20 protein-coding genes are annotated in these 25,423 nt (G+C 63.5%); 13 read left to right on the top strand and 7 right to left on the bottom strand.

The features are described from left to right. Nucleotides 1-612 (bottom strand): hypothetical protein, encoded by a 612-nt coding sequence (locus FB460_RS11280; RefSeq protein ID WP_142094208.1) that lies wholly within the window; start codon nucleotides 610-612, stop codon nucleotides 1-3. A gap of 137 nt (nucleotides 613-749) precedes the next feature. Here FB460_RS11280 and mutA point away from each other — a divergent pair, with 137 nt between their 5' ends. From mutA to FB460_RS11260, 4 genes are all read left to right on the top strand, one after another. Beyond that, nucleotides 750-2,687, top strand: coding sequence for a methylmalonyl-CoA mutase small subunit (mutA, locus tag FB460_RS11275; protein ID WP_142094207.1), 1,938 nt, complete (start codon nucleotides 750-752; stop codon nucleotides 2,685-2,687). Continuing rightward, nucleotides 2,684-4,867, top strand: coding sequence for a methylmalonyl-CoA mutase (gene scpA, locus FB460_RS11270; protein WP_142094206.1), 2,184 nt, complete (start codon nucleotides 2,684-2,686; stop codon nucleotides 4,865-4,867). Before mutA ends, scpA begins: the two co-directional genes overlap by 4 nt. Continuing rightward, on the top strand, nucleotides 4,868-5,860 hold the full coding sequence (gene meaB / locus FB460_RS11265; protein ID WP_142094205.1) for a methylmalonyl Co-A mutase-associated GTPase MeaB: 993 nt from the start codon (nucleotides 4,868-4,870) through the stop codon (nucleotides 5,858-5,860). A gap of 620 nt (nucleotides 5,861-6,480) precedes the next feature. Beyond that, the gene (locus tag FB460_RS11260; protein ID WP_142094204.1) at nucleotides 6,481-7,329 is read left to right on the top strand and encodes an endonuclease domain-containing protein; all 849 of its coding nucleotides are present in this window, start codon (nucleotides 6,481-6,483) and stop codon (nucleotides 7,327-7,329) included. 343 nt (nucleotides 7,330-7,672) lie between these two features. Here the strand turns inward: FB460_RS11260 and FB460_RS11255 are convergent, their stop codons facing one another. Further along, nucleotides 7,673-9,016 carry an endonuclease/exonuclease/phosphatase family protein gene (locus tag FB460_RS11255; RefSeq protein ID WP_211345950.1) on the bottom strand — a complete coding sequence of 448 codons (1,344 nt, stop codon included), beginning with the start codon at nucleotides 9,014-9,016 and terminating at the stop codon, nucleotides 7,673-7,675. 230 nt (nucleotides 9,017-9,246) lie between these two features. Between FB460_RS11255 and FB460_RS11250 the strand changes: the two genes are divergently transcribed. From FB460_RS11250 to FB460_RS11240, 3 genes are all read left to right on the top strand, one after another. Then, a complete protein-coding gene (locus FB460_RS11250; RefSeq protein ID WP_142094203.1) occupies nucleotides 9,247-10,467 on the top strand; it encodes an acyl-CoA dehydrogenase family protein in 1,221 nt (406 codons plus the stop codon). A gap of 100 nt (nucleotides 10,468-10,567) precedes the next feature. Beyond that, on the top strand, nucleotides 10,568-11,608 hold the full coding sequence (locus FB460_RS11245) for a phosphotransferase family protein (RefSeq protein WP_142094202.1): 1,041 nt from the start codon (nucleotides 10,568-10,570) through the stop codon (nucleotides 11,606-11,608). A gap of 5 nt (nucleotides 11,609-11,613) precedes the next feature. After that, a complete protein-coding gene (locus FB460_RS11240; protein ID WP_142094201.1) occupies nucleotides 11,614-12,288 on the top strand; it encodes a TetR/AcrR family transcriptional regulator in 675 nt (224 codons plus the stop codon). A gap of 12 nt (nucleotides 12,289-12,300) precedes the next feature. On the opposite strand, the gene FB460_RS11235 is transcribed toward FB460_RS11240, so the two are convergent. Further along, nucleotides 12,301-13,077: an SDR family oxidoreductase gene (locus FB460_RS11235; protein ID WP_142094200.1), complete on the bottom strand. Its 777-nt coding sequence runs from the start codon at nucleotides 13,075-13,077 to the stop codon at nucleotides 12,301-12,303. A gap of 112 nt (nucleotides 13,078-13,189) precedes the next feature. Between FB460_RS11235 and FB460_RS11230 the strand changes: the two genes are divergently transcribed. Together FB460_RS11230 and FB460_RS11225 are read left to right on the top strand one after the other, a co-directional pair. Continuing rightward, nucleotides 13,190-14,191 carry an NADP-dependent oxidoreductase gene (locus FB460_RS11230; protein ID WP_142094199.1) on the top strand — a complete coding sequence of 334 codons (1,002 nt, stop codon included), beginning with the start codon at nucleotides 13,190-13,192 and terminating at the stop codon, nucleotides 14,189-14,191. Nucleotides 14,192-14,263: 72 nt separating this feature from the next. Then, nucleotides 14,264-15,214: an NADPH:quinone oxidoreductase family protein gene (locus FB460_RS11225; protein ID WP_142094198.1), complete on the top strand. Its 951-nt coding sequence runs from the start codon at nucleotides 14,264-14,266 to the stop codon at nucleotides 15,212-15,214. Nucleotides 15,215-15,264: 50 nt separating this feature from the next. Here the strand turns inward: FB460_RS11225 and FB460_RS11220 are convergent, their stop codons facing one another. Then, on the bottom strand, nucleotides 15,265-15,735 hold the full coding sequence (locus FB460_RS11220) for a MaoC family dehydratase (RefSeq protein ID WP_142094197.1): 471 nt from the start codon (nucleotides 15,733-15,735) through the stop codon (nucleotides 15,265-15,267). 114 nt (nucleotides 15,736-15,849) lie between these two features. Between FB460_RS11220 and FB460_RS11215 the strand changes: the two genes are divergently transcribed. Next, a complete protein-coding gene (locus FB460_RS11215) occupies nucleotides 15,850-16,104 on the top strand; it encodes an SDR family NAD(P)-dependent oxidoreductase (protein WP_142094196.1) in 255 nt (84 codons plus the stop codon). Between the two features lie 40 nt (nucleotides 16,105-16,144). Here FB460_RS11215 and FB460_RS11210 read toward each other — a convergent pair whose 3' ends face one another. From FB460_RS11210 to FB460_RS11200, 3 genes are read right to left on the bottom strand one after another with little or no spacing between them, the layout of a single operon-like run. Further along, on the bottom strand, nucleotides 16,145-17,110 hold the full coding sequence (locus FB460_RS11210) for an ArsA family ATPase (protein WP_142094195.1): 966 nt from the start codon (nucleotides 17,108-17,110) through the stop codon (nucleotides 16,145-16,147). Between the two features lie 26 nt (nucleotides 17,111-17,136). After that, on the bottom strand, nucleotides 17,137-17,400 hold the full coding sequence (locus tag FB460_RS11205) for a cory-CC-star protein (RefSeq protein WP_142094194.1): 264 nt from the start codon (nucleotides 17,398-17,400) through the stop codon (nucleotides 17,137-17,139). A gap of 1 nt (nucleotide 17,401) precedes the next feature. Continuing rightward, nucleotides 17,402-19,099, bottom strand: coding sequence for a carbon starvation CstA family protein (locus FB460_RS11200; RefSeq protein ID WP_142094193.1), 1,698 nt, complete (start codon nucleotides 19,097-19,099; stop codon nucleotides 17,402-17,404). Nucleotides 19,100-19,348: 249 nt separating this feature from the next. Between FB460_RS11200 and gyrB the strand changes: the two genes are divergently transcribed. From gyrB to FB460_RS11185, 3 genes are read left to right on the top strand one after another with little or no spacing between them, the layout of a single operon-like run. Beyond that, a complete protein-coding gene (gene gyrB, locus FB460_RS11195) occupies nucleotides 19,349-21,445 on the top strand; it encodes a DNA topoisomerase (ATP-hydrolyzing) subunit B (protein WP_142094192.1) in 2,097 nt (698 codons plus the stop codon). Nucleotides 21,446-21,499: 54 nt separating this feature from the next. Continuing rightward, nucleotides 21,500-24,121: a DNA gyrase subunit A gene (gene gyrA / locus FB460_RS11190; protein WP_142094191.1), complete on the top strand. Its 2,622-nt coding sequence runs from the start codon at nucleotides 21,500-21,502 to the stop codon at nucleotides 24,119-24,121. Beyond that, nucleotides 24,114-25,409, top strand: a complete 1,296-nt coding sequence (locus FB460_RS11185; RefSeq protein WP_142094190.1) for a DUF3566 domain-containing protein — start codon at nucleotides 24,114-24,116, stop codon at nucleotides 25,407-25,409. The genes gyrA and FB460_RS11185 overlap by 8 nt, the downstream gene beginning before the upstream one ends. The last annotated feature ends 14 nt before the right edge of the window (nucleotides 25,410-25,423 follow it).

The following is a 25,423-nucleotide window of genomic DNA, read 5'->3' as shown; positions in this document are numbered from 1 at the left end:
TCAGTATCCTTCGACGATCGTCAGTGGAACCTTCGTGCGCAGGCCGGCCGGTGCCGGAACCCACCGACTCGTGGGATTGCCGAGATGTACGTGGGTCTGACGCTGCATCAGCACGTTCACGCCCACGGGAAACTCGGAGGTGGTGCGTTCCAGGTCAGAGGCCGGCACGGTGAACGACAGCTGGAAGTCCTGCCATCCGAGGCCTGGTACCAGATCCATGCCGAATGCTGACGAATCAGCGGGCCCGATGGTGAAGAAAGTGGGCGTAACCCCCGATTTGGATGCGATGAACGAGCTCATGTTCAACGTGTGGTTCGTGGTTTCGAGGTTGTGGATCCGGGCATCGACCTTCACCGTCCACGACGCCACCGATCCCTCCAGGCCGGAGTCGGTGAACGTGGCAGTGGCGGCGTCGAACCTCACCTCATAAGGGCCGATCTGCATGATTTCGTTCGCCGGGACGTGGGTCCAGGTGTCACGACGTTGAGCAAAAGCCCCGACCCAGGTGAGCATCGCGATCAGCAACCCGACGCAGGCCACACCGATCATGACCTTCGTGCCGTCGGTGAGGAGTCGGGGACTGGATCGGGTGCCGATCCGAGATGTGGGCATGACATCACTGTAGGACCAGTGAATGCACTGGGCCCTATTGATTCGCGGACGAACGCGGTCGTTAGGCTCTTGAGCGTGGTGTGGCGTGGATGTCACCGACTTTTCGCCCACGTACTCGCGCTCATGAAGGGAAGCACATGTCCAGTCCCGAACAGCCGAATCCGGCGGATCTGCCCACGAATGACGAGGTTGCAGCCAACGTTCCGGAGGCCTTGGATCTGGCCGAAGGTTTCAATGCACCGGACCACTCCCAGTGGGAGGAAGCCGTCCTCAAGGTGATGAACCGGGGGCGTCCCGAGGGCCGGGAACTCACCACCGAAAAGGCATTGGCCCGCCTGCGGAGCACCACCGTCGACGGCGTCGAGATCGAGCCGCTGTACACCTTCGATGATGATGCGGCCGAACTCGGATATCCGGGCGTGGCCCCATTCACTCGGGGTTCCACCATCCGTTCCGGTGAGTTGGACTCGTGGGATGTGCGGGCGTTGCATGAACATCCCGATGCCGGTGTGACGCGTCGTGCGATCCTGGACGACCTTCAGCGTGGCGCAACCTCGATCCATCTGCGCATCGATCCCGACGCGGTCCAGCCCGAAGATGTCGGCACCGACCTGGCCGACGTACTGCTGGATCTGGCCAAGATCTCGGTGAGCAGCCGACATGATCAGAACACCGCGGCCGAGACCGTGCTGGGTGTGTTCGAGAAATCCGACGTGGCCGATGAGAATCTTCAGGTGAACCTCGGGATCGACCCGATCGGTTTCGCCGCACTGAACCACACCGACCCCGATCTGGCGGGGTTGAGTGGCTGGGTCGAGAGGATCCGCGGTTTCGACGCCACCTCGCGGGCCATCACGGTCGATGCCAGCGTCTGGCACAACGCCGGAGCCGGGGACGTGCACGAGGTCGCGTGGCTGATCGCGACCGCGGTGGAGTACGTGCGGGCACTTGCCGAACAGGGCATCTCCCCGAACGAGTCCTTCGGAGCGATCAACTTCCGTGTCACCGCGACCGATGACCAGTTCGCCACCATCGCACGTCTTCGTGCATTGCGGACCCTGTGGAACCGTGTCGGTGAAGTGTTCGAGGTGGACGCCGACCGCCGTGGTGCTCGTCAGTGGGCGGTGCAGTCGTGGCGTCAGATCACCCGCGACGATGCCTACAACAACATCCTGCGTTCGACGGTCTCGACATTCGCGGCGGCTGTGGGAGGCGCCGAGGCGATTTCGACGCTTCCGTTCGACACCGCGTGGGGCCTGCCGACCGACTTCGCCCGACGCATCGCCCGTAACACCCAGATCGTCCTGGCCGAAGAGTCACATATCGGACGCGTCAACGATCCCGCCGGTGGCTCGTATTACGCCGAGGAACTCACCCGGGCACTCGAGGACGCTGCCTGGGCCGAGTTCCAGACCATCGAGGCAGCCGGGGGCATGGTGGCTGCTCTCGGTTCGGGGCATGTGACCGATCGTCTCGCAGAACTGAATGCCGAGCGCGCCAAGCGCCTGGCGCATCGGAGCCTGCCGATCACGGGCGTCTCGATGTTCCCGAACCGCACTGAGGAGCCCCTCACCGGGCAGACGCCCAGACCACCGGCACCCGAGCGTCATGGTCTGCCTTGGCATCGTGATGCGGAGGTCTTCGAGGCTCTGCGTGACCGGACGAACCGAGCCGATGGGGAGCCTGCCGTCTTCTTGGCCTGCATGGGAACCCGACGCGAATTCGGTGCGCGGGAGGGATTCACCACCACGTTGTTCCATGTGGCCGGACTCGCCACGCCTTCCTCCGAAGGTGGCGACATCGCGGAGATCGTCGAGCGGTTCCGGGCTTCCGGAACGCCAGTGGCGGTGCTGTGCTCCAACGCCGCGACGTATGCGACGCAGGCCCGCGAACTGGCCGACGCCCTGCGCGCCGCCGGTGCCCAACGCGTCCTGATCGCAGGCGCCTACAGCGAAGCCGGTGAAGGAGCCGAGGCGTCCTTCGATGGCCGGGTCTTCGCAGGAATGGACGTCGTCGAACTCCTCACCGACACGCTTGATGTGCTCGGAATCGCTCACGAAGGGGATCAGAAGTGACCACACCTCGTTTCGACCAGATCGATCTGGGCGACCGCAGCGTCGCCCCGGACGCCGCACAGCGCTACGCCGACATGGCGGCCGCGCATGAATCCCAGCCGTGGGTGACTCCTGAACAGATCCAGGTGGCCAACCTGTATGGCTCCGAGGTCTATGGCGACATCGACTTCCTGCACACCTACCCGGGGTTCCCGCCGTATCTGCGTGGTCCCTACGCCACCATGTACACCTCACGTCCGTGGACGATCCGCCAGTACGCGGGTTTCTCGACGGCCGAGGAGTCCAATGCGTTCTATCGACGCAACCTCGCGGCGGGCCAGAAGGGTCTGTCGGTGGCATTCGATCTTGCGACGCACCGCGGCTACGACTCCGATCATCCCCGTGTGGCCGGTGACGTGGGAATGGCCGGCGTCGCGGTCGATTCGATCCTCGACATGAGGCAGCTCTTCGACGGCATCCCGTTGGACCAGATGTCGGTGTCGATGACGATGAACGGTGCGGTGCTGCCGATCCTCGCGTTGTACGTGGTGGCCGCCGAGGAACAGGGCGTTCCCACCGAGAAGCTGGCCGGAACCATTCAGAACGACATTCTGAAGGAGTTCATGGTCCGCAACACCTACATCTATCCGCCGCAGCCGTCGATGCGGATCATCTCGGAGATCTTCGCGTTCACATCGGCGAACATGCCCAAATGGAACTCGATCTCCATCTCCGGCTACCACATGCAGGAAGCCGGTGCGACGGCTGACATCGAGATGGCGTACACGCTCGCCGATGGCGTCGATTACATCCGCGCGGGTGAGTCGGTGGGCCTGCAGGTGGATCAGTTCGCACCGCGCCTGTCGTTCTTCTGGGCCATCGGCATGAATTTCTTCATGGAGGTCGCCAAGATGCGTGCCGCGCGCATGCTCTGGGCGAAGCTGGTGAAGCAGTTCGACCCGAAGAATCCGAAGTCGATGAGCCTGCGCACACACTCGCAGACCTCGGGTTGGTCGCTGACCGCCCAAGATGTCTACAACAACGTGGTTCGTACCGGTATCGAGGCCATGGCGGCGACGCAGGGCCACACCCAGTCGTTGCACACCAACGCCCTGGATGAGGCCATTGCACTGCCGACCGACTTCTCGGCCCGCATTGCCCGCAATACGCAGCTGCTGTTGCAGCAGGAGTCGGGAACCACGCGCGTCATCGACCCGTGGGCCGGTTCGGCGTATGTGGAGAAGCTGACGCTCGAGCTCGCCCGCAAGGCCTGGGGACACATCCAAGAGGTCGAGTCTGCCGGGGGCATGGCGAAGGCCATCGAGGCCGGTATCCCGAAGATGCGCATCGAGGAGGCCGCAGCTCGTACCCAGGCGCGGATCGACTCGGGTCGCCAGCCGCTCATCGGCGTCAACAAATACCAGCTCGACCACGATGAGGACCTCGAGGTGCTCAAGGTCGAGAACGCACAGGTTCGGGCCGGGCAGATCGCCAAGCTCAAGAAGCTCCGTGCTGAGCGTGACGAGGACGCATGCCGTGCGGCTCTGGACCGGCTGTCGTGGGCCGCGGCGAATCCCGATCCCACCGATGCCGACCGCAACCTGCTCAAGCTCTCGATTGACGCCGCCCGCGCGCAGGCCAGCGTCGGGGAGATCTCCGATGCCATGGAGAAGGTCTTCGGACGCTACACCGCAGAGATCCATACGATCTCGGGTGTGTATCGAGAAGAAGCAGGCCAGACCGCCAACTCCGAGAAGGTCCGAGGCATGGTGGACGACTTCGCCGAGAAGGCCGGACGCCGCCCCCGCATCCTCGTGGCCAAGATGGGTCAGGACGGGCATGACCGTGGTCAGAAGGTGATCGCCACGGCGTTCGCCGATCTCGGCATGGACGTCGATGTGGGCCCGTTGTTCCAGACCCCTCAGGAGGTGGCGCGTCAGGCCATCGACGCCGATGTGCATGTGGTGGGTGTCTCCTCACTGGCTGCTGGGCATCTCTCGCTGGTGCCGGCCCTGCGGGAGGAACTCGACAAGATGGGCCGCGAGGACATCTTCATCGTCGTGGGTGGTGTCATTCCGTCGCAGGACTTCGCTGAACTGCGGGAGAAGGGTGCCGATGCGATCTATCCGCCCGGCACGGTGATCCCCGATGCCGCCGTGGAGCTCATGGAGAAGCTCATCGCGTCGGTGCAGGGAGCCTGAGTGCGTTCTGTTCCCGAACTGGTCGCGGGAATCCGTTCGGGTTCCCGCGGCCATATCGCGCAGGCGTTGACGCTCGTCGAATCCACTCGACACGATCACCGGGTGGCGGCTCGAGAGTTGCTTCAGGAGCTGTCGGGCTCCGGTGATTCGGTGCGGGTCGGCATCACCGGAGTTCCCGGTGCGGGCAAGTCGACCACGATCAACGCCCTGGGCATGTTGCTGATCGAGAAGGGCCACCGGGTGGCGGTGCTCGCAGTGGATCCGACGAGTTCTCGCACCGGTGGCTCCATCCTGGGTGATCGGACGCGGATGCCGGAGCTCGCGAACCATGACAATGCGTTCGTCCGCCCTTCACCGGCGGGCAGGGAGCTCGGTGGTGTGGCGCGGGCCACTCGGGAGGCCATCATCGTGATGGAGGCCGCCGGTTATGACGTCGTCATCGTCGAGACCGTGGGTGTCGGGCAGAGTGAGGTCGCAGTGGCCGGCATGGTGGACACATTCCTCATGCTCACGGTGGCTGGAACCGGTGACCAGTTGCAGGGCATCAAACGCGGGATCCTGGAGATGGCCGATGTCATCGCGGTCAACAAGGCCGATGGTGACAATGCTGGTCGTGCACGGGTGGCCGCTCGGGATCTGTCGGTGGCCATGAAGCTCATCAGTGGGGCTGACAAGCGTCGGCCACCGGTGTTGACATGCTCGGCGCAGACCGGGGATGGGCTGGAGGATGTGTGGGATGCGGTTCTCGACCATCGGGCCTCGTTGACCAAGACCGGTTCCCTGCATGCTCGACGAGTGGAACAACAACGTGAGTGGTTGCACACGCTGGTGCGCACACAGTTGATCGAAGCCCTGGAGGAGCCTGCGCTGCGAGAGGTCGTCGAGCAGGTCGAAAGCCAGCTGGACGGTGAGGCCACGAGTGCTCTCGAGGGATCTGCGAGCATATTGCATGCCTATGCCGCAGCTGTTTCCGATTTTGAGTGGGCTCAATAGAAAAATCAAGCATAATTTTTTCTTATTTTCGATGCCGCTCGATTGTCTCGATTTTTCGGAGATCGACAGTCCAATCTTGCAAAATCATTTATAACTACGTAAGGTAGTCGATGTTTTATTGAGGTGTTGTTGGAGCTCTCGTGGCTCTTGGCGGGAGTGGTGGTATGAGAAGATGGCGCGGAGAAGTGGGAGAAAATTCGTTCCCATCGAGACCTGGGCGTCATCCTCGGAATCCTGTCTCCCTGATGTTGGCCATGGCCTTGATCCTGGCGAGTTGTCTGGCTGCGGGGCTCACCCAGAGTTCTGACGCGGCTGCCGCTGAAACCACCACCAGTGATGCTCGTCTGACCGTCGTGGCGCTGAAGCCCTCTTCTTTCGTGGGGGTTGGGCATCCACAGGTCGGAAACCGCATGAAGGACTGTCCACAGGCCGCCTGCCGGTGAGCTCGAATTCGGGAAGCCCCTTCCATAACGAGGGGCATGACACGTATCTCAGCGGAGGTATCAACCTCTTCCGAACCTCCGGAGCCAGATGCCTCACCAAAGTCAGCTGTTTCAACATCGGTTACGGGCCGAAGCAATCGAACCAAGCAGCGCTCAATCTCAGGCGACACTGAACGGTTGGCGGCCCTGCTGCAGGAGGGCAACGGGGTGATCCTGACCCGTGAATGTGAGGAGGATGACAAGCGCCGACTGCTGCGCTGGTGCCGCTGGGGCCTTCTCAAACGTGTGATGCGTGGCCTCTATGTGGCCCCTGAACCGCGTGTCGAACTTCTGGTGCGGGCAGTTGCCCGGATGTACCCGGATGCGATCTTCGTGGGCGAGACCGCAGCTTGGCTGAACGGACAGATCAAGCGGGTTCCCAAGATCATCACAGCTGCCCACGTCGGGCGTTCCCGAACTTTCGCCGGAATACGGATGATCCGGAGCAGGGTGCCAGATGATCTTTGGGTCGAGCGCCACGGTCTCCGGCGTATGACTGGCAGCGCAGCAGCTGTGGAGGTCGTACCCCAGCGAGGCGCTGAACTGATCGATGACCTGATGCGGTTCTCGAGAGATAACCGGAGGTTACTGGCACATCTTGGTGCCGTTCTCCGCAGTCGGCCATGGCGGTCGGGGAATGTGCAACGGCGTGTGGTCGTTGAACGTACCTCGACTTTCCCTTGGTCGGCTGCGGAGCGGGTTCTGCATGAACTCTTGGATGAGGCGGGGATCAAAGGGTGGTCTGCCAACACCGAGATGATGATCGACGGCCAGATGATCGTGCCGGATGTGACCTTCAAGAGATCCCGGTTGATTCTGGAGGCGGATGGTTATGCCTTCCACGCTGATCGAATCTCTTTTCAACGTGATCGGGCTCGTCAGAACCAGCTGGTACTTGAAGGGTGGCGAATCCTGCGCTTCACCTGGGAGGACCTGACAGAGCGCCCCGACGAGGTTGTGCGGCAGGTTCTCAGCGCGCTCACCTGAGCATTGCTTGCGGCGTGCGGGAGAACATTTCACGCGGTTTCTTCCCACAGGATTTTGCGGTGACTGCTCAGAGCCCCATCCAGCGGGAGACGGTGGGGTCTCGTGGGAGGAAACCACGAGAGGGAGAAGTACAGCCCAGCCCCATCTGTGCCAGAAATGCCAAAGGTCAAACGCTGAGTGGGCCGGGTCCAAGGGCCAAGCGGTCAAGCGGTCAAGGCCAAGCGGCCGGGGCCAAGGGAAAACCGTTCAAGCAGGGTAGTGAATCGGGAGCCGAGCTGGCGGGAGTCGAAGGTGAAAACCAGAAGATGGATGATCCTGCCAGCCAGATGCTTGATCGAGCGGTTCAGTTCCCGGTGTTCGGCAGACCGCGTTTGGGAGCTCCGGGAGGTGGAGTCGAGTTGCCTGGGGACTTTGTCGGAGCACCGGTGGGATCAGGAGTTCCAGTGGGTTCGGTCGTGGGCTCTGCCGAAGGTGTCGGTTCGCTGGTCTGGCCCGGGAAGCTGGCCTTGATCCACACCAGACGGTGGTCTGATGTCGGGAACGGGTATTCGCCGGTGAGCCTGCTCAGCGGGTTGTCGCTGGTGGGCCAGAAGATCCCGGAATCGCTCACATCGGCCGCCGCGTTGGGCAGCACGTAGTCCACGCGCAGGTTGCCCGGGGCGGGATCATCGTTGAAGTCGGAGGTGTCGAGCCTCGGATCACCCTGATGATCGGTGTTGGCACCGCCCTGCTGGGCCGCTTCCTCACCGCCGGGCGAGGTCGGCTTCGGATCCTGGATCTGCTCAGCGGTCAACAGCTGATCGATCGCACCGGGCCAAGAATCACCGTCGTTCGGGTCGGAGTTGTAGTCACCGACGATGACGAAGTTCGCCCCCGCATCCAGACCGCCGGTTTGGCCGTTGTCGTCGTACAGGTAATCGGCATGGCCGGAGACGTAGTCGTGCCACAGTCGGATCTCGTCCGAGTTGCGACGCTGGTTGCGTTTCTCGGGGCCATCGAACGATGGGGGCGTGGGATGGGCAGCCAGCACATGCACGGTGGTGCCATTCACATCGACCGGCACATCGGCGTGGGTCTTGGACGACAGTGGCATGATCGCGAGTTCTTCCTCGGAGTACCACGCGGTCCCGTCTTCTGCGACAGGGAGCAACGCATCAGGCATGTCGGCCCACCGGAAGTTCTGGAAGGTGCGCACCTGATCCTCAGCGATCGGATGCTTGGAGTAGACCACGAAACCGTACTGCCCGGGGAACTCACCGAAACCGAGGGCGTCGTCGGGGCCGCCGATCTGTCCGTCATTGTTCAGGTCGAATCCGCTGGGCACACCGGTGTTCACCGGGCCGCTCCATGCGTAGGGGTAGTCGGCGGTGGGAGCCCCGTTCTGCGAGACGTTCAGGTAGTTCTCCCGGAACAGATCGACGGCCTTGCCCTCGGCGTCGAAGTCGAATTCGTTGACCAGAACGATGTCCGCTTCGGCTCGCTGGATGGTCTCCGCCACGTTCTGGGCTTGTTCATCATCACCGGTCGAGAGATCGTCGATGAGTTTTCCCGCGCCATCCCGGTTGAGGCTCGCGTTGAAGGTGGCGATGGTGACTTCGGGTGTTTCGGCCGCTGCCGGGGCCGAGGTTCCCAAGGCTGCTGCGAACAACATGAATGGTCCCATGACCAGGGCGAGAAGGCTGCGCACGACGACTCCTGATGCGAGTGGCGGTTTCACTGCGGACGCTAGCGAACCTTTTGGCGGGGAGGAATATCAGTCGGGTGAAATGTTGGTAACGACCTGGGTAACGGCGAAGACATAAACTTGAAATTGAATCTGGATTCATATAACTTGGCGGACATCACGGATTGGATCCCCGCACCGATGTGAGGCACGGCGATGGAGCCGACGATCCCAGCGAAACAAGGAGTCAGAGCATGATGGAGCTCAGCGAGCGCGGCCGTGAGTACAGGGAACGGCTCTTGACGTTCATGGACGAGCACGTCTACCCGGCAGAACCGGTGTACCGCGAGCAGATGGAGGCTGCGGGGGACCCTCACCACCACCCGCAGATCCTCGAGGACCTCAAGGCCGAAGCTCGACGCCGTGGGCTGTGGAACATGTTCCATCCGTACTCGGAATATGGCCCGGGGCTGACCAATTTCGAGTATGCGCACCTGGCCGAGATCACCGGACGGAGCATCGAGTTGGCCCCCGAGGCCACGAACTGCAACGCTCCCGATACCGGCAACATGGAGGTCCTGACGCTCTTCGGTACCGATGAGCACAAGAAGAAGTGGCTCGAGCCGTTGTTGGCGGGTGAGATCGCCTCGGGCTTCGCGATGACCGAGCCTGCTGTGGCGAGTTCCGATGCGACGAACATCGAGACTTCGATGGTCCGTGACGGCGACGAGTACGTGATCAACGGACGCAAATGGTGGTGCTCCAATGCCCTGCACGCGAAGTGCCGCGTGCTGATCGTCATGGGCAAGACCGACCCCGACGGCCCGAAGCATCGGCAGCAGTCGATGATGGTGGTTCCCATCGATACCCCCGGGATCACGATCGAGCGCGGGCTCCCGGTGTTCGGCTATCACGACCGTGAGGGGCATGCGGAGATCACTTTCAATGACGTCCGGGTGCCCACCACGGCCCTGCTCGCCGGTGAGGGTGATGGGTTCATGATCTCCCAGGCACGGTTGGGGCCGGGTCGGATCCACCACTGCATGCGAACGATCGGAATCGCCGAACGCGCATTGGATCTCATGATCGACCGGGCACAGTCCAGGGTGACCTTCGGTTCGCCGGTGGCGGACCGCTCCAACATCCAGGACTGGATCGCTGAATCCCGCATGGAGATCGAGATGGCCCGTCTTCTGACGCTGAAGGCTGCGCACATGATGGACACGGTGGGCAACAAGGAGGCGCGGATGGAGATCGCAGCCATCAAGGTCGTGGCTCCCAATGTGGCTTTGAAGGTGCTTGATCGTGCCATCCAGGTTCATGGGGGAGGCGGGGTCAGCGACGACTTCCCGCTGGCTCGGATGTACGCGGCGGTGCGAACGCTCCGCCTGGCAGATGGCCCCGATGAGGTGCACAGAATGACGATCGCTCGGCAGGAACTGCGTCGCCGCGATCCGGAGTGGGGTCGACGCTGACCATCCGGGAGGATGGACCACGATGCGCCACCTCGGCGAAGGAGCCGTATCCGTCCGACTATGGCGGCCGGACGCGTGGTGATCGAAGGAAGGACGTTTCATGGAGACCGAACGGGTCGAAGGGATCAATGCCGGAGCGGTTGAATCATGGCTGGTTGGTCTGGACGCCGGACTCACAGCACCCCTGACGTTCAAGCGGATCGGTGCCGGTCAATCGAACCTGACCTACACCGCCACAGATCTCGAGGGGCGACGGCTGGTTCTGCGGCGGCCACCATTGGGTGAATTGCTTGCCTCCGCCCACGACGTGGCTCGGGAACACCGGATCCTCACGGCTCTGCAGGGGAGTGAGGTGCCGGTGGTACAGGTGTTCGGGCTGGCGACCGAAGAACCGGTCACCGATGTTCCGCTGATGGCGGTGGAATATGTGGAAGGTCTGGTTCTGAACACCGCTGCCGATGCCGAGCAGCTTGCGGCCGAGCAGCGGCACCGTGTGGGGCTGTCGCTGGTGGAGGCCATCGCGAAGATTCACTCGGTCGATCTCGAGGCCACCGGGCTCATCGATCTGACATCCCACAAGCCGTATGCGGAGCGTCAACTGCGGCGTTGGTCGGGCATGTGGGAGAAGAGCCGGACGCGTGATCTTCCCGAGTTGGATCGGTTGACGCAACGCCTGATCGCGGGAGCCCCCGAACCTTCTGAATTGACGCTCGTGCATGGGGACTGTCACGTGCGCAACATCATCATCGACCCCGCCGACGCCGAGGTGAAGGCGGTGATCGATTGGGAGTTGTGCACGCTGGGGGAGCCCCTCGCTGATCTGGGAACGCTGTTGGCCTACTGGAATGAGCCCGGGGATCCGCCCACGGTGCTGCCGAACTCAACGGCCCGTGCCGGATTCGCCACCCGCGCCGAGCTCATCGAGCACTATGCCCGCGTGACGGGGCGCGATGTGTCGGACCACACCTTCTGGCATGCGATCGGTCTCTGGAAGGTCGCGATCATCCTCGAAGGCGTGCGCAAACGCCAGATGGATGACCATCGGAACCTGACGAGTCTGGGCGAAGTCGGGCCTGAAGCTGTGGACGATCTCGTGGCGCGTGCCAACGCCGTGCTCGACGCAGCAGAACCGGTAACGTGACTTCGATGGAGCATGAAGAATCCGAGCCGATGGGCGAGCTCTCGACCGGTGTCCAGCCCCAGACTGCCCGTGGGCACCGCACCCGGGAGGCGTTGATCGCGGCCGCACGGGTGGTGTTCGAGCGGGACGGTTACGTTGACGCCCGTCTTGTGGACATCGCCCAGGAAGCGAAGTGCTCGATCGGAAGCTTCTACACGTGGTTCGAGGGTAAGGATGAGGTCTTCGCCGCGGTCATGGAGCAGACCAAGAAGGACATGCTCTATCCGGGTACGGGGCGTATCGATGATGATCCGATCGCGACGATCGAGGCGGCCAACCGTGCCTACTTCGAGGCCTACAAGCGAAACGGCAGGCTGAATCTCCTGATGGACCAGGTGGTTGCGGTGGATCCACGTTTCCGCCGACTTCGACGTCAGCGTTCTGAGGCCTTCGTGGAACGCAATGCGCGTGCCATCCGAGATCTCCAGGCTCGCGGTCTGGCGGATCGACAGTTGGACCCAGACGCCGCCTCCGCCGCGCTGTCCGGGATGGTTTCCCGTCTGATCCATGATCAGGTGCGCTATGAGCTCGGAGGGTCGATGGAGCTACTGGTGCAGACCGCGACGCGACTGTGGACCAACGCCTTGGGCCTCACCGCCCCTGATCTCGGCGGTTCGGGGGTTGAGGAAGCAGAGGGGTGAGGCCCCACGGGGTCACCGCTGGATGGTGACGCCTCCATCGACGACGAGCGTTTCACCGACCACGTAATCGCCGGCGTTCGAGGCGAGGTAGACCGCAGCAGCTCCCATGTCGGCGTCGACGCCGATACGCCCTGCGGGGATGCCCTGGACGACTTCATCGGCCTTCTCGGCGGCTTCGCGGTTCATCTTGGTGGCGAAGGCACCGGGTGCGATGGCCGAGACGACGATGCCGCGGGGGGCCAGCGTCACCGCCATACGGCGGGTGAGGTGGATCATTCCCGCCTTGCTCGCGTGGTAGGAGAACGTCTCCATGGGGTTCAGGGAGAGTCCGTCGATGGACGCGATGTTGATCACCTTGGCCTGGTGGCCGTTCGTGACATGGGCCTTGGTCAGCATCGGTGTGAGCTGTTGGGTCAGGAAGAACGGTGCCTTGAGGTTGAGATCCATGACCTTGTCCCAACCATGCTCGGGGAACTCGTCGAAGGGCGCTCCCCATGCCGCCCCGGCGTTGTTCACCAGGATGTCCAGTGAGGTTTCGCGGTCACTGAACTGACGCACGAAGGTCATGAGCGACTCGGGGTCGGAGAGATCGCAGGGCAGTGAGATGCAGGTGCCGAATTCGCTGAGCTCTTCGGCCGTCGCATCACAGGCCTCGGCTTTGCGTGCGGTGATGTAGACGGTGGCGCCGGCGCTGAGCAGCCCCTCGCTGATCATGCGGCCGATGCCGCGTGAGCCGCCGGTGACGATTGCGGTGCGGCCGGTGAGGTCGAACAGAGACGAGAGATCCATGGGCCCTCCGATGTCGATGTGCGCGTCATTGCGTTGGCCGCGAACATACTTGAAAGCGGATTCATGTACAAGTAGTGTGGCCACCCGGACACGGCTAGACGAGGAGGTCTCCATGCCCTGGTCCGCCACTGAGGTGCGGCTTGCACAGCGACCCACCGGATATCCCGATGACAGCACATGGGAGATCGCAACGCGCGAGGTTCCCGATCCCGATGACGGCCAGATCGTCGTCCAGGTGGAGTACATCTCCATCGATCCCGCCATGCGCGGATGGCTCAACGATGTTCGCTCCTATGTGCCGCCGGTGAAGATCGGTGCCGTCATGCGTGCGTTCGGGGCTGGGACGGTCGTGTCCTCACAGCACCCCGACTTCACCGAGGGGGACAAGGTCACCGGCTTGTTCGGCGTGCGTGACTTCGCGCTCTCCAGCGGCAAGGGGGTCGAGAAGGTGGAGGCCGATGCGGTGAGCCTTCCCACTCATCTCGGTGCTCTGGGTATGCCGGGTATGACGGCCTACTTCGGGCTCTTCGAGATCGGACGCCCCGAGCCGACCGACACCGTGCTCGTCTCGGCGGCGGCCGGAGCGGTGGGAAGTGTCGTGGTGCAGCTCGCCAAAGCACGTGGCTGCCGTGTGATCGGTGTCGCCGGTGGGCCGGAAAAGTGTGTCTGGTTGCGGGAGCTCGGGTGCGACGAGGTCATCGACCACCGTGAGGGGAACCTCACCAAGCAGGTCCGTGCAGCTGCGCCAGACGGTGTGAACGTCTACTTCGACAATGTCGGAGGTGACATGTTGGACGCCGCCCTGGCCAACCTCGCGGTGGGGGCGCGCATCGTCATCTGTGGAGCCATATCGGCCTACAACGCAGAGCAGCTCCCCGAGGGCCCACGCCGTTACATGTCGTTGCTCGTGTTCCGTGCCTCGATGAGCGGATTCGTGGTCACCGACTACGAGGCGCGTTATCTCGAAGCTGTCACCGAGATCATGCGCATGATCTCCGACGGTTCCCTGCAGGCCCGCGAAACCGTCCGCACCGGTGGGGTCGCCGCCTTCCCGGAGGCGTTGCTGGACATCTATCGCGGCACCAACACCGGCAAGCTCGTCCTCAAGGTCTGAGCCCACATCGCATTCGACAACGACGACGCATCCGACAACGACGACGCATTCAATAACGACAAGGAAATTCACATGCGTGCCATCCAGATCACCCGGCTCGATGGGCCCGAGGCCCTCGAGCTGCAGGACATTCCCGAGCCCGCCAACCCCGGCCTGGTGACGATCGCGGTCAAAGCTGCAGGTGTCGCTTTTCCCGAGCTCCTGCAGACCCGTGGTCTCTATCAGGTCAAGCCCGAACTTCCCTTCGTTCCCGGGGCTGAGGTCGCCGGTGTCGTGGAGTCCGCCCCCGAAGGTTGTGGGCTCAAGGTCGGTGACCGTGTGGCGTCGCTCTGCCTGCTGGGTGGGTTCGCCGAAAAGGTGCAGGCCCGTCCGGACCTCACCTTCGTGCTCCCGGACGAGGTGTCCTTCGCCGAAGGGGCCTCGTTCCTGTTCAACTACTGCACCGCGTACTTCGCTCTCGTGGAGCGGGGCCATCTGGCGGAGGGGGAAAGCGTCCTGGTGCATGGGGCCGCCGGAGGGATCGGTACCGCGGCGATCCAGATCGCCAAGGCATTCGGCGCCGGACGCGTGGTGGGTGTGGTGTCGACCGAGGAGAAGGCGGCGGTGGCGCGTGAAGCCGGTGCTGATGAGGTCGTGGGTGTCGAAGGATTCAAGGACACGGTGGGCAGGAGCATCGACATCGTGGTCGATCCGGTCGGCGGAGACCGTTTCACCGATTCGCTGCGGACGCTGCGCCCCCACGGACGGCTCCTCGTCATCGGTTTCACTGCCGGATCGATCCCGGAGGTCAAGGTGAATCGGTTGCTGCTCAACAACATCTCGACCGTCGGTGTCGGTTGGGGGGCCTATGCGATGGAGCGCAAGGGCCATGTGGCCAAGGAGTGGGCCGCCATCGAACCGCACCTGCGGTCAGGGGCACTCAAGCCCATGGTCGGGGGAACTTACCCTCTGGAGGACGCGGCCGCCGCACTCCAGTCACTGGAGACGCGCACGGTCACGGGCAAGGTCGTGCTGGAGCCATGAGCCGAATCGGGCCGGTGACCCCGCAGGGTCACCGGCCCGAAATGGTGCGCTCAGCTCACGAAGCGTCCGATCGATTCGGCGACGAGTGAGGGTTTGTCGCTCTCTTCGGTCTCGAGGGTCAACCGCGTCACGACATCAAGCTCTCCGGGGGAACGTTCCTCGGCCCTGATGACCTCCGCCGACATGCGGATCCGGCTGCCCACCGGGACGGGGCTGGTGAACCGGACCTTGTCGTATCCGTAGTTGAGTACGTGACGGAAGCCTTCGGCCTGCAGGAGCTCGGCCATCAGGGCAGGGGTGCGCGACAGGCCGTAGAGGCCGTGCGCGATCGTGCCGCCGAACGGACTCTCGGCGGCACGTTCTGTGTCGATGTGGATCCACTGGTGATCCTGGGTGATGTCGGCGAATGCGTTGATGTCGTCCTGGGCGACCTGATGCCACCGTGTGGGGCCGAGGGTGACACCCACGAGGTTCTTGAGTTCTTCGATCGAGGCGACGCGGCGCGGTGTGGTCTCGCTCATCGGGTGCTCCTGTTCGTCTTTGAGAGGGCACTGGCAAGCTAGTTGAACTCGAAGCCAGATTCAACTAGCGTGAGACCCACGCCACACGTTCAACGTTGAATGGGGAGTCTCGACATGGTGGATCAGCGCGTCGCAATCGTCACCGGAGCAGAACGAGGGATCGGAGCGGAGGTCAGTCGTCGCTTCGCTGCCGACGGCATGGCGGTTGCTGTCCTCGATCTGAAACAGGAGGCCTGCGAGGCCGTGGCCGATGAGATCAGCGCTGCCGGTGGGCGGGCCATCGCCGTGGGCGCCGATGTGTCGGAACCCGACCAGGTGGAGACAGCGGTGAGCGCGTTCGTCGAGAAACGACCGCCCGTGTTCGAGTGAAGCCTTTCCCTGGGTTGGGAGCAGCCAGACACCGGCGGGTTCAGCGTCCACCCATGGCGGTCTGCAACGCGTCGGCCATGGCCGTGACCGCGTCGAGGCCGGTCATGGGGCGTTCCAACACAGGGATCTGGAGCACCGGAGCGTCGACCCGGGCGGTGATCTCTTCGATGTTCCGCGCCTCCTCGTCGATTCGCCATTGGGGCGCGTCGGGGGCGGAACAGCGGTTGATCAGAACCGCGGGGACGCCCATGCCCAGTGCGCACAGTTGTTCGTGCAGCGCGAGTGATTCGAGGGTCGGGAGTCGTTCGGGCAGGGTCACCACCATGAACCCGGTCAGCACCGGATCACCGAGGATCTCCTGCACCTGGATGAATCGGGTGCGCCGTTCCTCGAGCAGATGACGAATCCGACTGTTGCGGACATCGACGGCATCGGGAGCACGGCGGTCCCCGTCGAGGCCACGGATGGCGTCGCTGAACCGGTCGGCGCGGTCACGGCTGGCGAGAAGCCCGTCGGTCCACATCTGCATCAGCCGCGGCATCTCCAGCAGACGCGTGGTGTGGCCGGTGGGCGCGGTGTCGAACACGAGCGTGTCGTACTCCTCGAAGCCCTCCAGCACGAGTCGGCCCATGGCGTCCACGAGCGCCGATTCATGTGTTCCGGGGGCTTCGAGGGTGAGTGCGAAGTAGTCGTCGACGCGTTTGTGGAGGTGTTCGGGCATGAGCCCGCGCACGGTCCGTGACACCGCCCGCACATGTTCGCGGGCGATCTGTGTGGGATCGAGTTCGGTTCCCCAGACGCCGTTCGTCAGCGGCACCTGTCCCGCTCCGACCGTCTCGTCCCACAGATGTCCCAGGTTGTGGGCCGGGTCGGTGGAGACCACCAGCACACGCTCACCCTGACGGGCTTTCGCCATGGCCATGGCCGACGCCAGAGTGGTCTTCCCAACGCCCCCCTTGCCTCCGAAGAACAGGATTCGGCGGTCATGCCATGGAGCAGTGCTCATGTGAACTCACCTGTACACATGTGGCATCAACAGCACGCGAGGGTGTCGAGGGGGGATCGTTCCATGCCCATGCGGCGATGCCATTCGTGGAAGCGTTCGAACATCACCGGGGTCAGTTCGAGAGTGTGGTAGGACGCCGGGTTGGGGACGCCGAGGGCCTCGGCGAACACCATCATGCTGAACAGATCATCCTCGTCGCGGCGGGCACGGGCGAACGTCGCACGGTAGTTCCCGGAATAGAACTGCGACAGCCCGCGGGCGAAGACGCGAAGGCGTTCGCGTACGTTCATGTCACTTTGTGGATTTCATGGTCGATTCGGCTGGTGTCTCGTCGTCCTCGGGCTCATTGCGTGCCCGGGCCAGTGCCAGTGCCGATTCCAGCACCACCCACACCGCGCACACGAGGATGATCGCGTCGAGGGCCAGCAGCAGCCACTCCTGCTGGGACCAGTACTGGCCGAGTTGGGTGACCAGCGCCAGCAGCGTCATCACGAGGATGAACAACAGCGGGAGGACGATCGCGGTGATCGGGCGACGTTTGCGGGTCAACATGACCGCGAGGATGCTGAGCGTGAGCGCGGCCATGAGCTGGTTGGTGGTACCGAACAGTGGCCAGATCACCATGCCGCCTTCGCCATCGGCTCCGGTGCTGAACGACAGGGCGAGCGTGACGACGATGACGATGAGCGTCGAGACCGCGGCGTTCGGTTTGCGGCCGAACAGTTCACCGATCTCACTGACGACGTAGCGCTGCAGGCGGACGCCGGTGTCCATGGTGGTGGCGGCGAAGAGGACGGCCATGGTGGCCAGGATCGTGGAGGACAGACTGGTGGGAATGGCCAGTCCTGCGTTGAGGATCTGCCCACCGGCCTCGACGAACGCGGTGACGCCACCTTCACCGAACTCCTTGTAGACCTCTTCCCAGTCGGCCAGGGCGGCGAAGCCCGAGGTGGTGGCGATGATGGTGCCCAGTGCGAGGAGCCCTTCGCCCACGGCGCCGAAGTAGCCGACGAATCGTTCGTCGGTCTCCTTGTCGATCTGCTTGGAGGACGTGCCCGAGGCGACGACCCCGTGGAAGCCGGAGACAGCACCACAGGCGATCGTCACGAACAGCAGCGGAGCGATTCCCGGAGTGCCCTCGGGAAGGTTGGAGTTCACCGCCGGAGCCACGATCTCGGGCCGTGAAACCAAGATGCTGACGTAGAGGATGCCCAGACCGATGAACAGCTGCAGGCCGTTGATGTAATCGCGGGGCTGCAGGAGCATCCACACCGGGAGCAGGGACGCGATGCCCGCGTAGATGAACAGGACCACGATCCAGAAGGCATTCGCCGTCAGGCCGAGGATCGTATCGGGCAGAACGATGGGGAACCGGTCGCCCAAGATCATCAGAGCGTACAGCGCGATGACACCCACCAGTGACACCACTGGCAGATTCCACTTGAGGCGGTAGATCGCCTGCCCGATGCACAGAGCCACCACGATTGCGCCCCACGTGGGGATCACGGCGGTGGGTGTGCTCACAAGCAGGCCTGAGATGACCACGGCGAACGCCGAGTTCACCATGAGCAGCAGCAGGAAGATGACGACGAGGAACAGGTTACGTCCGCGTCCGCCGATGTAGCGGCCCGACAGGGTGCCGATGGACTGGCCCTTGTTACGGGCCGAGGCCCAGAGCGCACCGACGTCGTGTGCGCCGGCGAAGAAGATGGTGCCGAGCGTGACCCACAGGAAGGCCGGGAGCCAGCCCCAGATCACCGCGATCGCGGGGCCGACGATGGGTGCGGCACCGGCCACGGAGGTGAAATGGTGCCCCCACAGCACGTACTTGTTGGTCGGTACGTAGTCGACGCCGTCCTCGAATTCGTGTGCGGGGGTTTCGAAGTCCGGGTCCAGTCGGAAGACCCGGTTCGCGATGTAGTGCGAATACAGCAGGTATCCGAGCGCGACCATCGCGATGCCGATGAGGGTCAACATCACCGAGTTCATGGGTCCTCCGAGCGTCGTTGCAAAAATGTCTAGCCAATATCACCAGAGCCTCCGATTTTTGTCATCACCGTGGGGGAGTGCTGTCGGAGTCTGTTATGGAGTGGTGATCAACCCGGCCGCGAGAGACGCTGTGACGGGGCCGAGGGCGTTTCGGGTGGGACACCACTGCTGACGGGCTCGCGGGCGTGTGAGCGGCATCGGGCGGCTTGGTCGACTAAGATCGACACGTTGATCTTCGATGGGAGACGAATGAGCGAGCAGGCCGGTACTCCGGAGGTGCCTGAAGATCAGGTGCGTGAACCCAAGCATCCTGATGCGGACCCGGGTATCACCCCCGAGGCCTCTGCCGAGGTGGAGGCCAAGGCCGAGCAGACCAAGCAGCAGCTTGTGGAGGCGGGCGTGTACGACGCGTCGGCCATCACAGTGCTCGAGGGCCTGGAGGCGGTGCGCAAGCGCCCGGGCATGTATATCGGGTCCACCGGTGAACGGGGCCTGCACCATCTTGTCTACGAGATCGTCGACAATGCCGTGGATGAAGCCCTGGCCGGGTACTGCGACACGATCGATGTGCGCCTCCTTCCCGAGGGCGGGATCTCGGTATCGGACAACGGCCGCGGTATTCCGGTGGAGATGCATCCCACCAAGGGCATCCCGACCGTGACGCTGGTGCTCACCGAGCTCCACGCCGGCGGCAAGTTCGGCGATGGCGGCTACAAGGTCTCCGGTGGTCTGCACGGCGTCGGTGCCTCTGTGGTGAACGCCCTGTCGGAGCGGCTCGAGGTCCGTGTTCGTCGCGAGGGAAGCACGTGGGCTCAGGACTTCGTGCTCGGTGTCCCCGTGGAGGATCTCCGCGAGGTGGACGCCGAGGGGGTCGACGAGACCGGTACGCGCATCACGTTCTACGCGAGCCCGGATATCTTCGAGACCACCGAGTACTCCTACGAGACGCTTGCCACACGTTTTCGCGAGATGGCGTTCCTCAACAAGGGCCTCACGATCAAGATCACCGATGAGCGCCCCGATCGGCTCGACGAGGACGGCGAACAGCTCACCGACACCTTCCACTACGCCGAGGGCATCACCGACTATGTTCGGTACCTGACACGGGCCAAGGATCCGATCCACAGCACCATCATCGACGTGGAATCGGAGTGGGCCGATGAGGGCCTCAGCATCGAGATCGCGATGCAGTGGACCACCTCGTACGCCGAATCGGTGCATACCTTCGCCAACACCATCAACACCCATGAGGGTGGCACGCATGAGGAAGGGTTCCGTGCGGCGTTGACCACGACGGTCAACAAATGGGCCGAGGCATGGGGCATGGTCAAAAAGAAGGAAGAGCGCGTCTCGGGTGACGACATCCGGGAAGGGCTCACCGCGATCGTCTCGGTGAAACTGGCCGAGCCACAGTTCGAGGGCCAGACCAAGACGAAGCTCGGCAACACCGAGGCCCGTTCGTATGTGCAGAAGGTGACCTACGAGAAACTCTCGGACTGGTTCGAGCAGAACCCCGGGGACGGCAAGCAGATCGTGCGTAAGGCCCAGGCCGCCGCTCAGGCCCGCATCGCCGCCCGCAAGGCCCGCGACATGGCGCGTTCACGCAAGTCGCTGCTCGGGGGCAGCGGTGCCTACGGCAAACTCGTGGACTGCTCCTCCAACGAGCCGGAGGAGTGCGAGGTCTTCATCGTCGAGGGTGACTCGGCCGGCGGTTCGGCCAAGGGCGGACGTGACCCGCGCACCCAGGCGATCCTGCCGATCCGCGGCAAGATCCTGAACGTCGAGAAGGCCACGGTCGACCGGATCTTCGCGAACAAGGAGGTCGAGGCGATCATCAACGTCCTCGGCACCGGCGTCCAGGAGGACTTCAACGTCGAGGGTCTGCGCTATCACAAGATCGTGTTGATGGCTGACGCCGACGTGGACGGCGCCCACATTCGCACCCTGCTGCTGACGCTGCTGTTCCGTTACATGAAGCCGCTGCTCGACGGTGGGCACGTGTACCTGGCCCAGCCGCCGCTGTACCGCTTGAAGTGGACGAACTCCCCCCACGAGCTCGCCTACACCGATGCCGAACGTGACGTCCTCTACAAGGCCGGTCTGGAGGCGGGCAAGAAGCTGCCGAACGTCAACCCCATCCAGCGGTACAAGGGTCTGGGCGAGATGAACGCCGACGACCTGTGGGAAACCACCATGGACCCGGAGAACCGCATCCTCCTGCAGGTCCAGCTCGAGGACGCGGCACGGGCCGATGAGATGTTCTCCATCCTGATGGGCGAAGACGTCGAACAGCGCCGCACCTTCATCCAACGCAATGCCAAGGACGTCCGTTTCCTCGACATCTGACCCGGGCCGGACGCCTTCGCGCCGCCCATCATCCGTAGCAAGGAGCCATGACGCATGAGTGAGCAACCTCCCGAGAGCGAGAAGCTCAAATCCCCGGCCAAGGGCACGACGCAGCAGATCGATCTGCAGGCGGAGATCCAGAGCTCGTACCTCGACTATGCGATGAGCGTCATCGTCGGGCGCGCGCTGCCCGACGTGCGGGATGGTCTTAAGCCGGTGCATCGGCGCGTCATCTACGCCATGTACGACGGTGGATACCGCCCCGATCGTGGTTGGAACAAGTGCTCCCGCGTGGTCGGTGAGGTCATGGGTCTGTACCACCCTCACGGTGACTCGGCGATCTATGACACTCTCGTGCGCCTGGCCCAGCCTTGGGCGATGCGGCACCGGTTGGTTCAAGGGCAGGGGAACTTCGGTTCTCCGGGCAATGACAAGGCCGCAGCGATGCGGTACACCGAGTGCCGCATGGCGAATCTCGCGATGGAGATGGTGCGAGACATCGACGAGGACACCGTCGATTTCAAGCCCAACTACGACAACCGTGACACCGAACCGGTTGTGCTTCCGGCACGTTTCCCGAATCTCCTGGTCAACGGTTCCACCGGTATCGCGGTGGGTATGGCCACCAATATCCCGCCGCACAACATGCGAGAGGTGGCCGACGCCGTCCAGTGGTCGCTGGAGAATCCTGACGCCACCGACGAGGAGCTTCTCGAGGCGGCGATGGCTCGGGTCAAGGGCCCAGACTTCCCCAGTGGCGCTCTCATCGTGGGGCGGTCAGGTATCGAGGAGGCCTACCGCACCGGTCGTGGCTCGGTCACGATGCGCGCGGTCATCGACATGGAGGAGGACGCCAAGGGCCGCCAGATGCTGGTGGTCACCGAGCTTCCGTACATGTGCAATCCGGACAACCTTGCGATCAAGATCGCCGATCTGGTCAATACCGGACGTATCCAGGGGATTGCCGACATCCGTGACGAGTCCTCGGGCCGTACCGGTCAGCGTCTGGTGATCGTCCTCAAGCGTGACGCCCGCCCGCGTGTGGTGATGAACAACCTGTACAAGCACACGCCGCTGCAGGACACGTTCGGCTGCAACATGCTTGCACTGGTGGACGATGTGCCGCGGACGCTGCGTCTTGACCAGTTCATCTCCAACTGGGTCAAGCACCAGATCGAGGTCATCCAACGACGCACGGCCTTCCGCCTGCGCAAGGCCGAGGAACAGGCCCACATCTACCGGGGTCTGGTCAAGGCACTCGACGCGCTGGACGAGGTCATCGCTTTGATCCGACGCTCGCCGACCACCGAGGCCGCACGTGATGGCCTCAAGGAGCTCCTGGACATCGATGATGTGCAGGCCACCGCGATCCTGGACATGCAGCTCCGGCGTCTGGCGGCGCTCGAGCGTCAGAAGATCGTGGACACGCTGGCCGAGCTCGAGCGTCGCATCGCAGACCTCAAGGACATCCTCGCCAGCGATGAGCGTCAGCGTGAGATCATCTCCACCGAGCTGGCGGAGATCGTCGAGAAGTACGGCGATGATCGACGCACGCGCATCGTGGCCGCGGACGGGGACATGTCCGAGGAGGACTTCATCCCCAACGAGGAGATGGTGGTGACCATCACCCAGGGCGGCTATGCCAAGCGCACGCGCATGGACCAGTACCGCGTCCAGAAGCGTGGCGGCAAGGGTGTGCGCGGTGCTGCGCTGCGGGCCGATGATGAGGTGGCGCACCTGTTCGCCACATCGAACCATCAGTGGGTGCTGTTCTTCACGAACATGGGTCGGGTCTACCGAACCAAGGTGTGGCAGCTTCCCGAAGCCGGCCGTGATGCGCGTGGCTCGCACGTCGCGGGACTGCTGTCCTTCCTTCCCGATGAGCAGATCGCGCAGGTTCTGGCCATCGGTTCCTACGAGGACGAGCCGTATCTTCTGCTGGCCACGAAGAAGGGCATGGTCAAGAAGACCGAGCTCAGCGCTTACGACACCCCGCGTCAGGCAGGCGTCATCGCCCTGACGTTCCGAACCGAGGACGATGAGCTCATCGGTGCCGGTCTGGCCGGTCCGGAGGATGACGTGCTGTTGATCAGCAAGCATGGGCAGGCGATCCGGTTCAATGCCAGTGATGAGCAGCTGCGTCCCATGGGGCGTGCCACCTCGGGTGTGACCGGCATGAAGTTCCGTGGTGACGATGAGCTGCTGTCGATGGCGATGATCGACAATGATCTTCCCGAGGACGCATGGTATGTGTTCACGGTGACCGACGAGGGGTATGGCAAACGCACCCCGGTGTCGGATTACCGGGTGCAGGGACGCGGTGGCCTGGGCATCAAGGCCATGAAGCTCAACGCCAAACGCGGCGAGCTCGTGGGCGGGCTGATCTGCCGTGAATCGGATGAGATCATCGCGATCAAGCACAGCGGTCAGATCACTCGCAGTGGTGTCGATGAGGTGGATGTGCATGGTCGTGACACCATGGGCGTGCGATTCGTCGGCGTCAACGAGGATGATGCGGTCTCGCTGATCGCGTTGAACCCTGAAGCAAGTCTCGTGGACGAGGATGAATCGACGGAAGTTGATTCCATGGTGAATGATGGTTCGGCAGAAAACACGGGTGCCGAGCCGCAACCTGTCAACGACACCGCTAATGCGGAGGAGGACGAGCGTGAGTGACTCCAACAACGATGCTTCGGACGCCGAGCAGACGGTGATCCGCAAGCTCGACAAGAAGGGTGATCCTTCCGAGAGCACGCTCGCCGACCGGGTCATGGGCCGTGTGCGCGGCGGCAAGGACGATGGGAGCAAGGGCTCATCGAACAAGGACAAGCCTGGCTCCACACAGGGAGCCGGAGCGCCACAGGGTGGCGGGCAGAAGCCGCAGAACCCGGGCCCACAGACGCCGGGCGGACAGGACAAGTCCGGTGCTGCGCAGGTTGGTGGCCAGGGCGGTAAGCCCGGGTCCCAGAAACCGGGTGCACAGAAACCGGGAGCCCAGAAGCCGGGTGCTGTGCAGGGTGATACTTCGGCCGGTGGTCAGAAGGCGGGAGCTCAGGAGTCCGGCGCCCAGAAGAAGGACGCTCAGAAGCAGGGCGCTCAGGCGAACGCTGGTGGACAGGCGAACCCCGGCGGTCCGGGTGGCAAGCCCGGTGACGCCACCAAGCCCGGCGACGCCACCAAGCAGGGGCCCCAGCAGTCCGGTGGTCAGGGCGGTAAGGCCGCGACCGCTGGTGCTGCGGGCGCGGCCGGGGCTGGTGCTGCGGGCGCGGCTGCTGCAGGTGGTTCGGGCAGGCAGCAGACCCACTCCGGTCAGCAGGCTCAGGCCGGTCAGCAGGGTCAGGCCGGTCAGGTGCGCACCGGTGAGGCTGCTCAGGGGGTTCCGGCGCCGTCCAAGGGTGGCCAGCAGACTCAGCAGCCCGCCAAGGAGGCTGCTGCACAGCAGAATGCCTCACAGGGCGGCAAGCCACAGGAAGGACGGGGAGCAGCTGCCAAGGCCGGCCTCGCTGCCGCCGCAGGTGTGGCGACCGGGCGCGCTGCTGCGGACGGCTCCAAGGACGACGCTGACAAGGCTCGCCAGGTCGGACGCACCCGACGCACGCGCAAGGCACGGCTGCGGCTGTCGCAGATCGACCCCTGGTCGGTCATGAAGACATCGTTCCTGTTCTCCATCGCCGGGGCGGTCATCCTGATCGTGGCGACGCTGGTGGTCTACGGCGTCCTCGAGGCTTCGGGCCTGTTCAACCACATCAACACGATCGTGGCACCCTTCCTCGAGACTCCCGGTGACACCGAGAAATTCGACATCAAGCGATACATCGGATTCCAGCGGGTTCTGGGTGGGTCTGTGGTGTTGGCCGCGATCAACATCGCGATCATCACCGCTCTCGCCACCCTCGGCGCGTTTCTGTACAACCTCGCGTCCTCGCTCATCGGTGGCCTCGAGGTGACTCTCGCGGAGGACTGACCTCGATTTTGCGT

Source organism: Propioniferax innocua (assembly GCF_006716235.1).
Lineage (GTDB): Bacteria > Actinomycetota > Actinomycetes > Propionibacteriales > Propionibacteriaceae > Propioniferax > Propioniferax innocua.
This window is presented reverse-complemented; position numbering and strand designations above follow the sequence as displayed.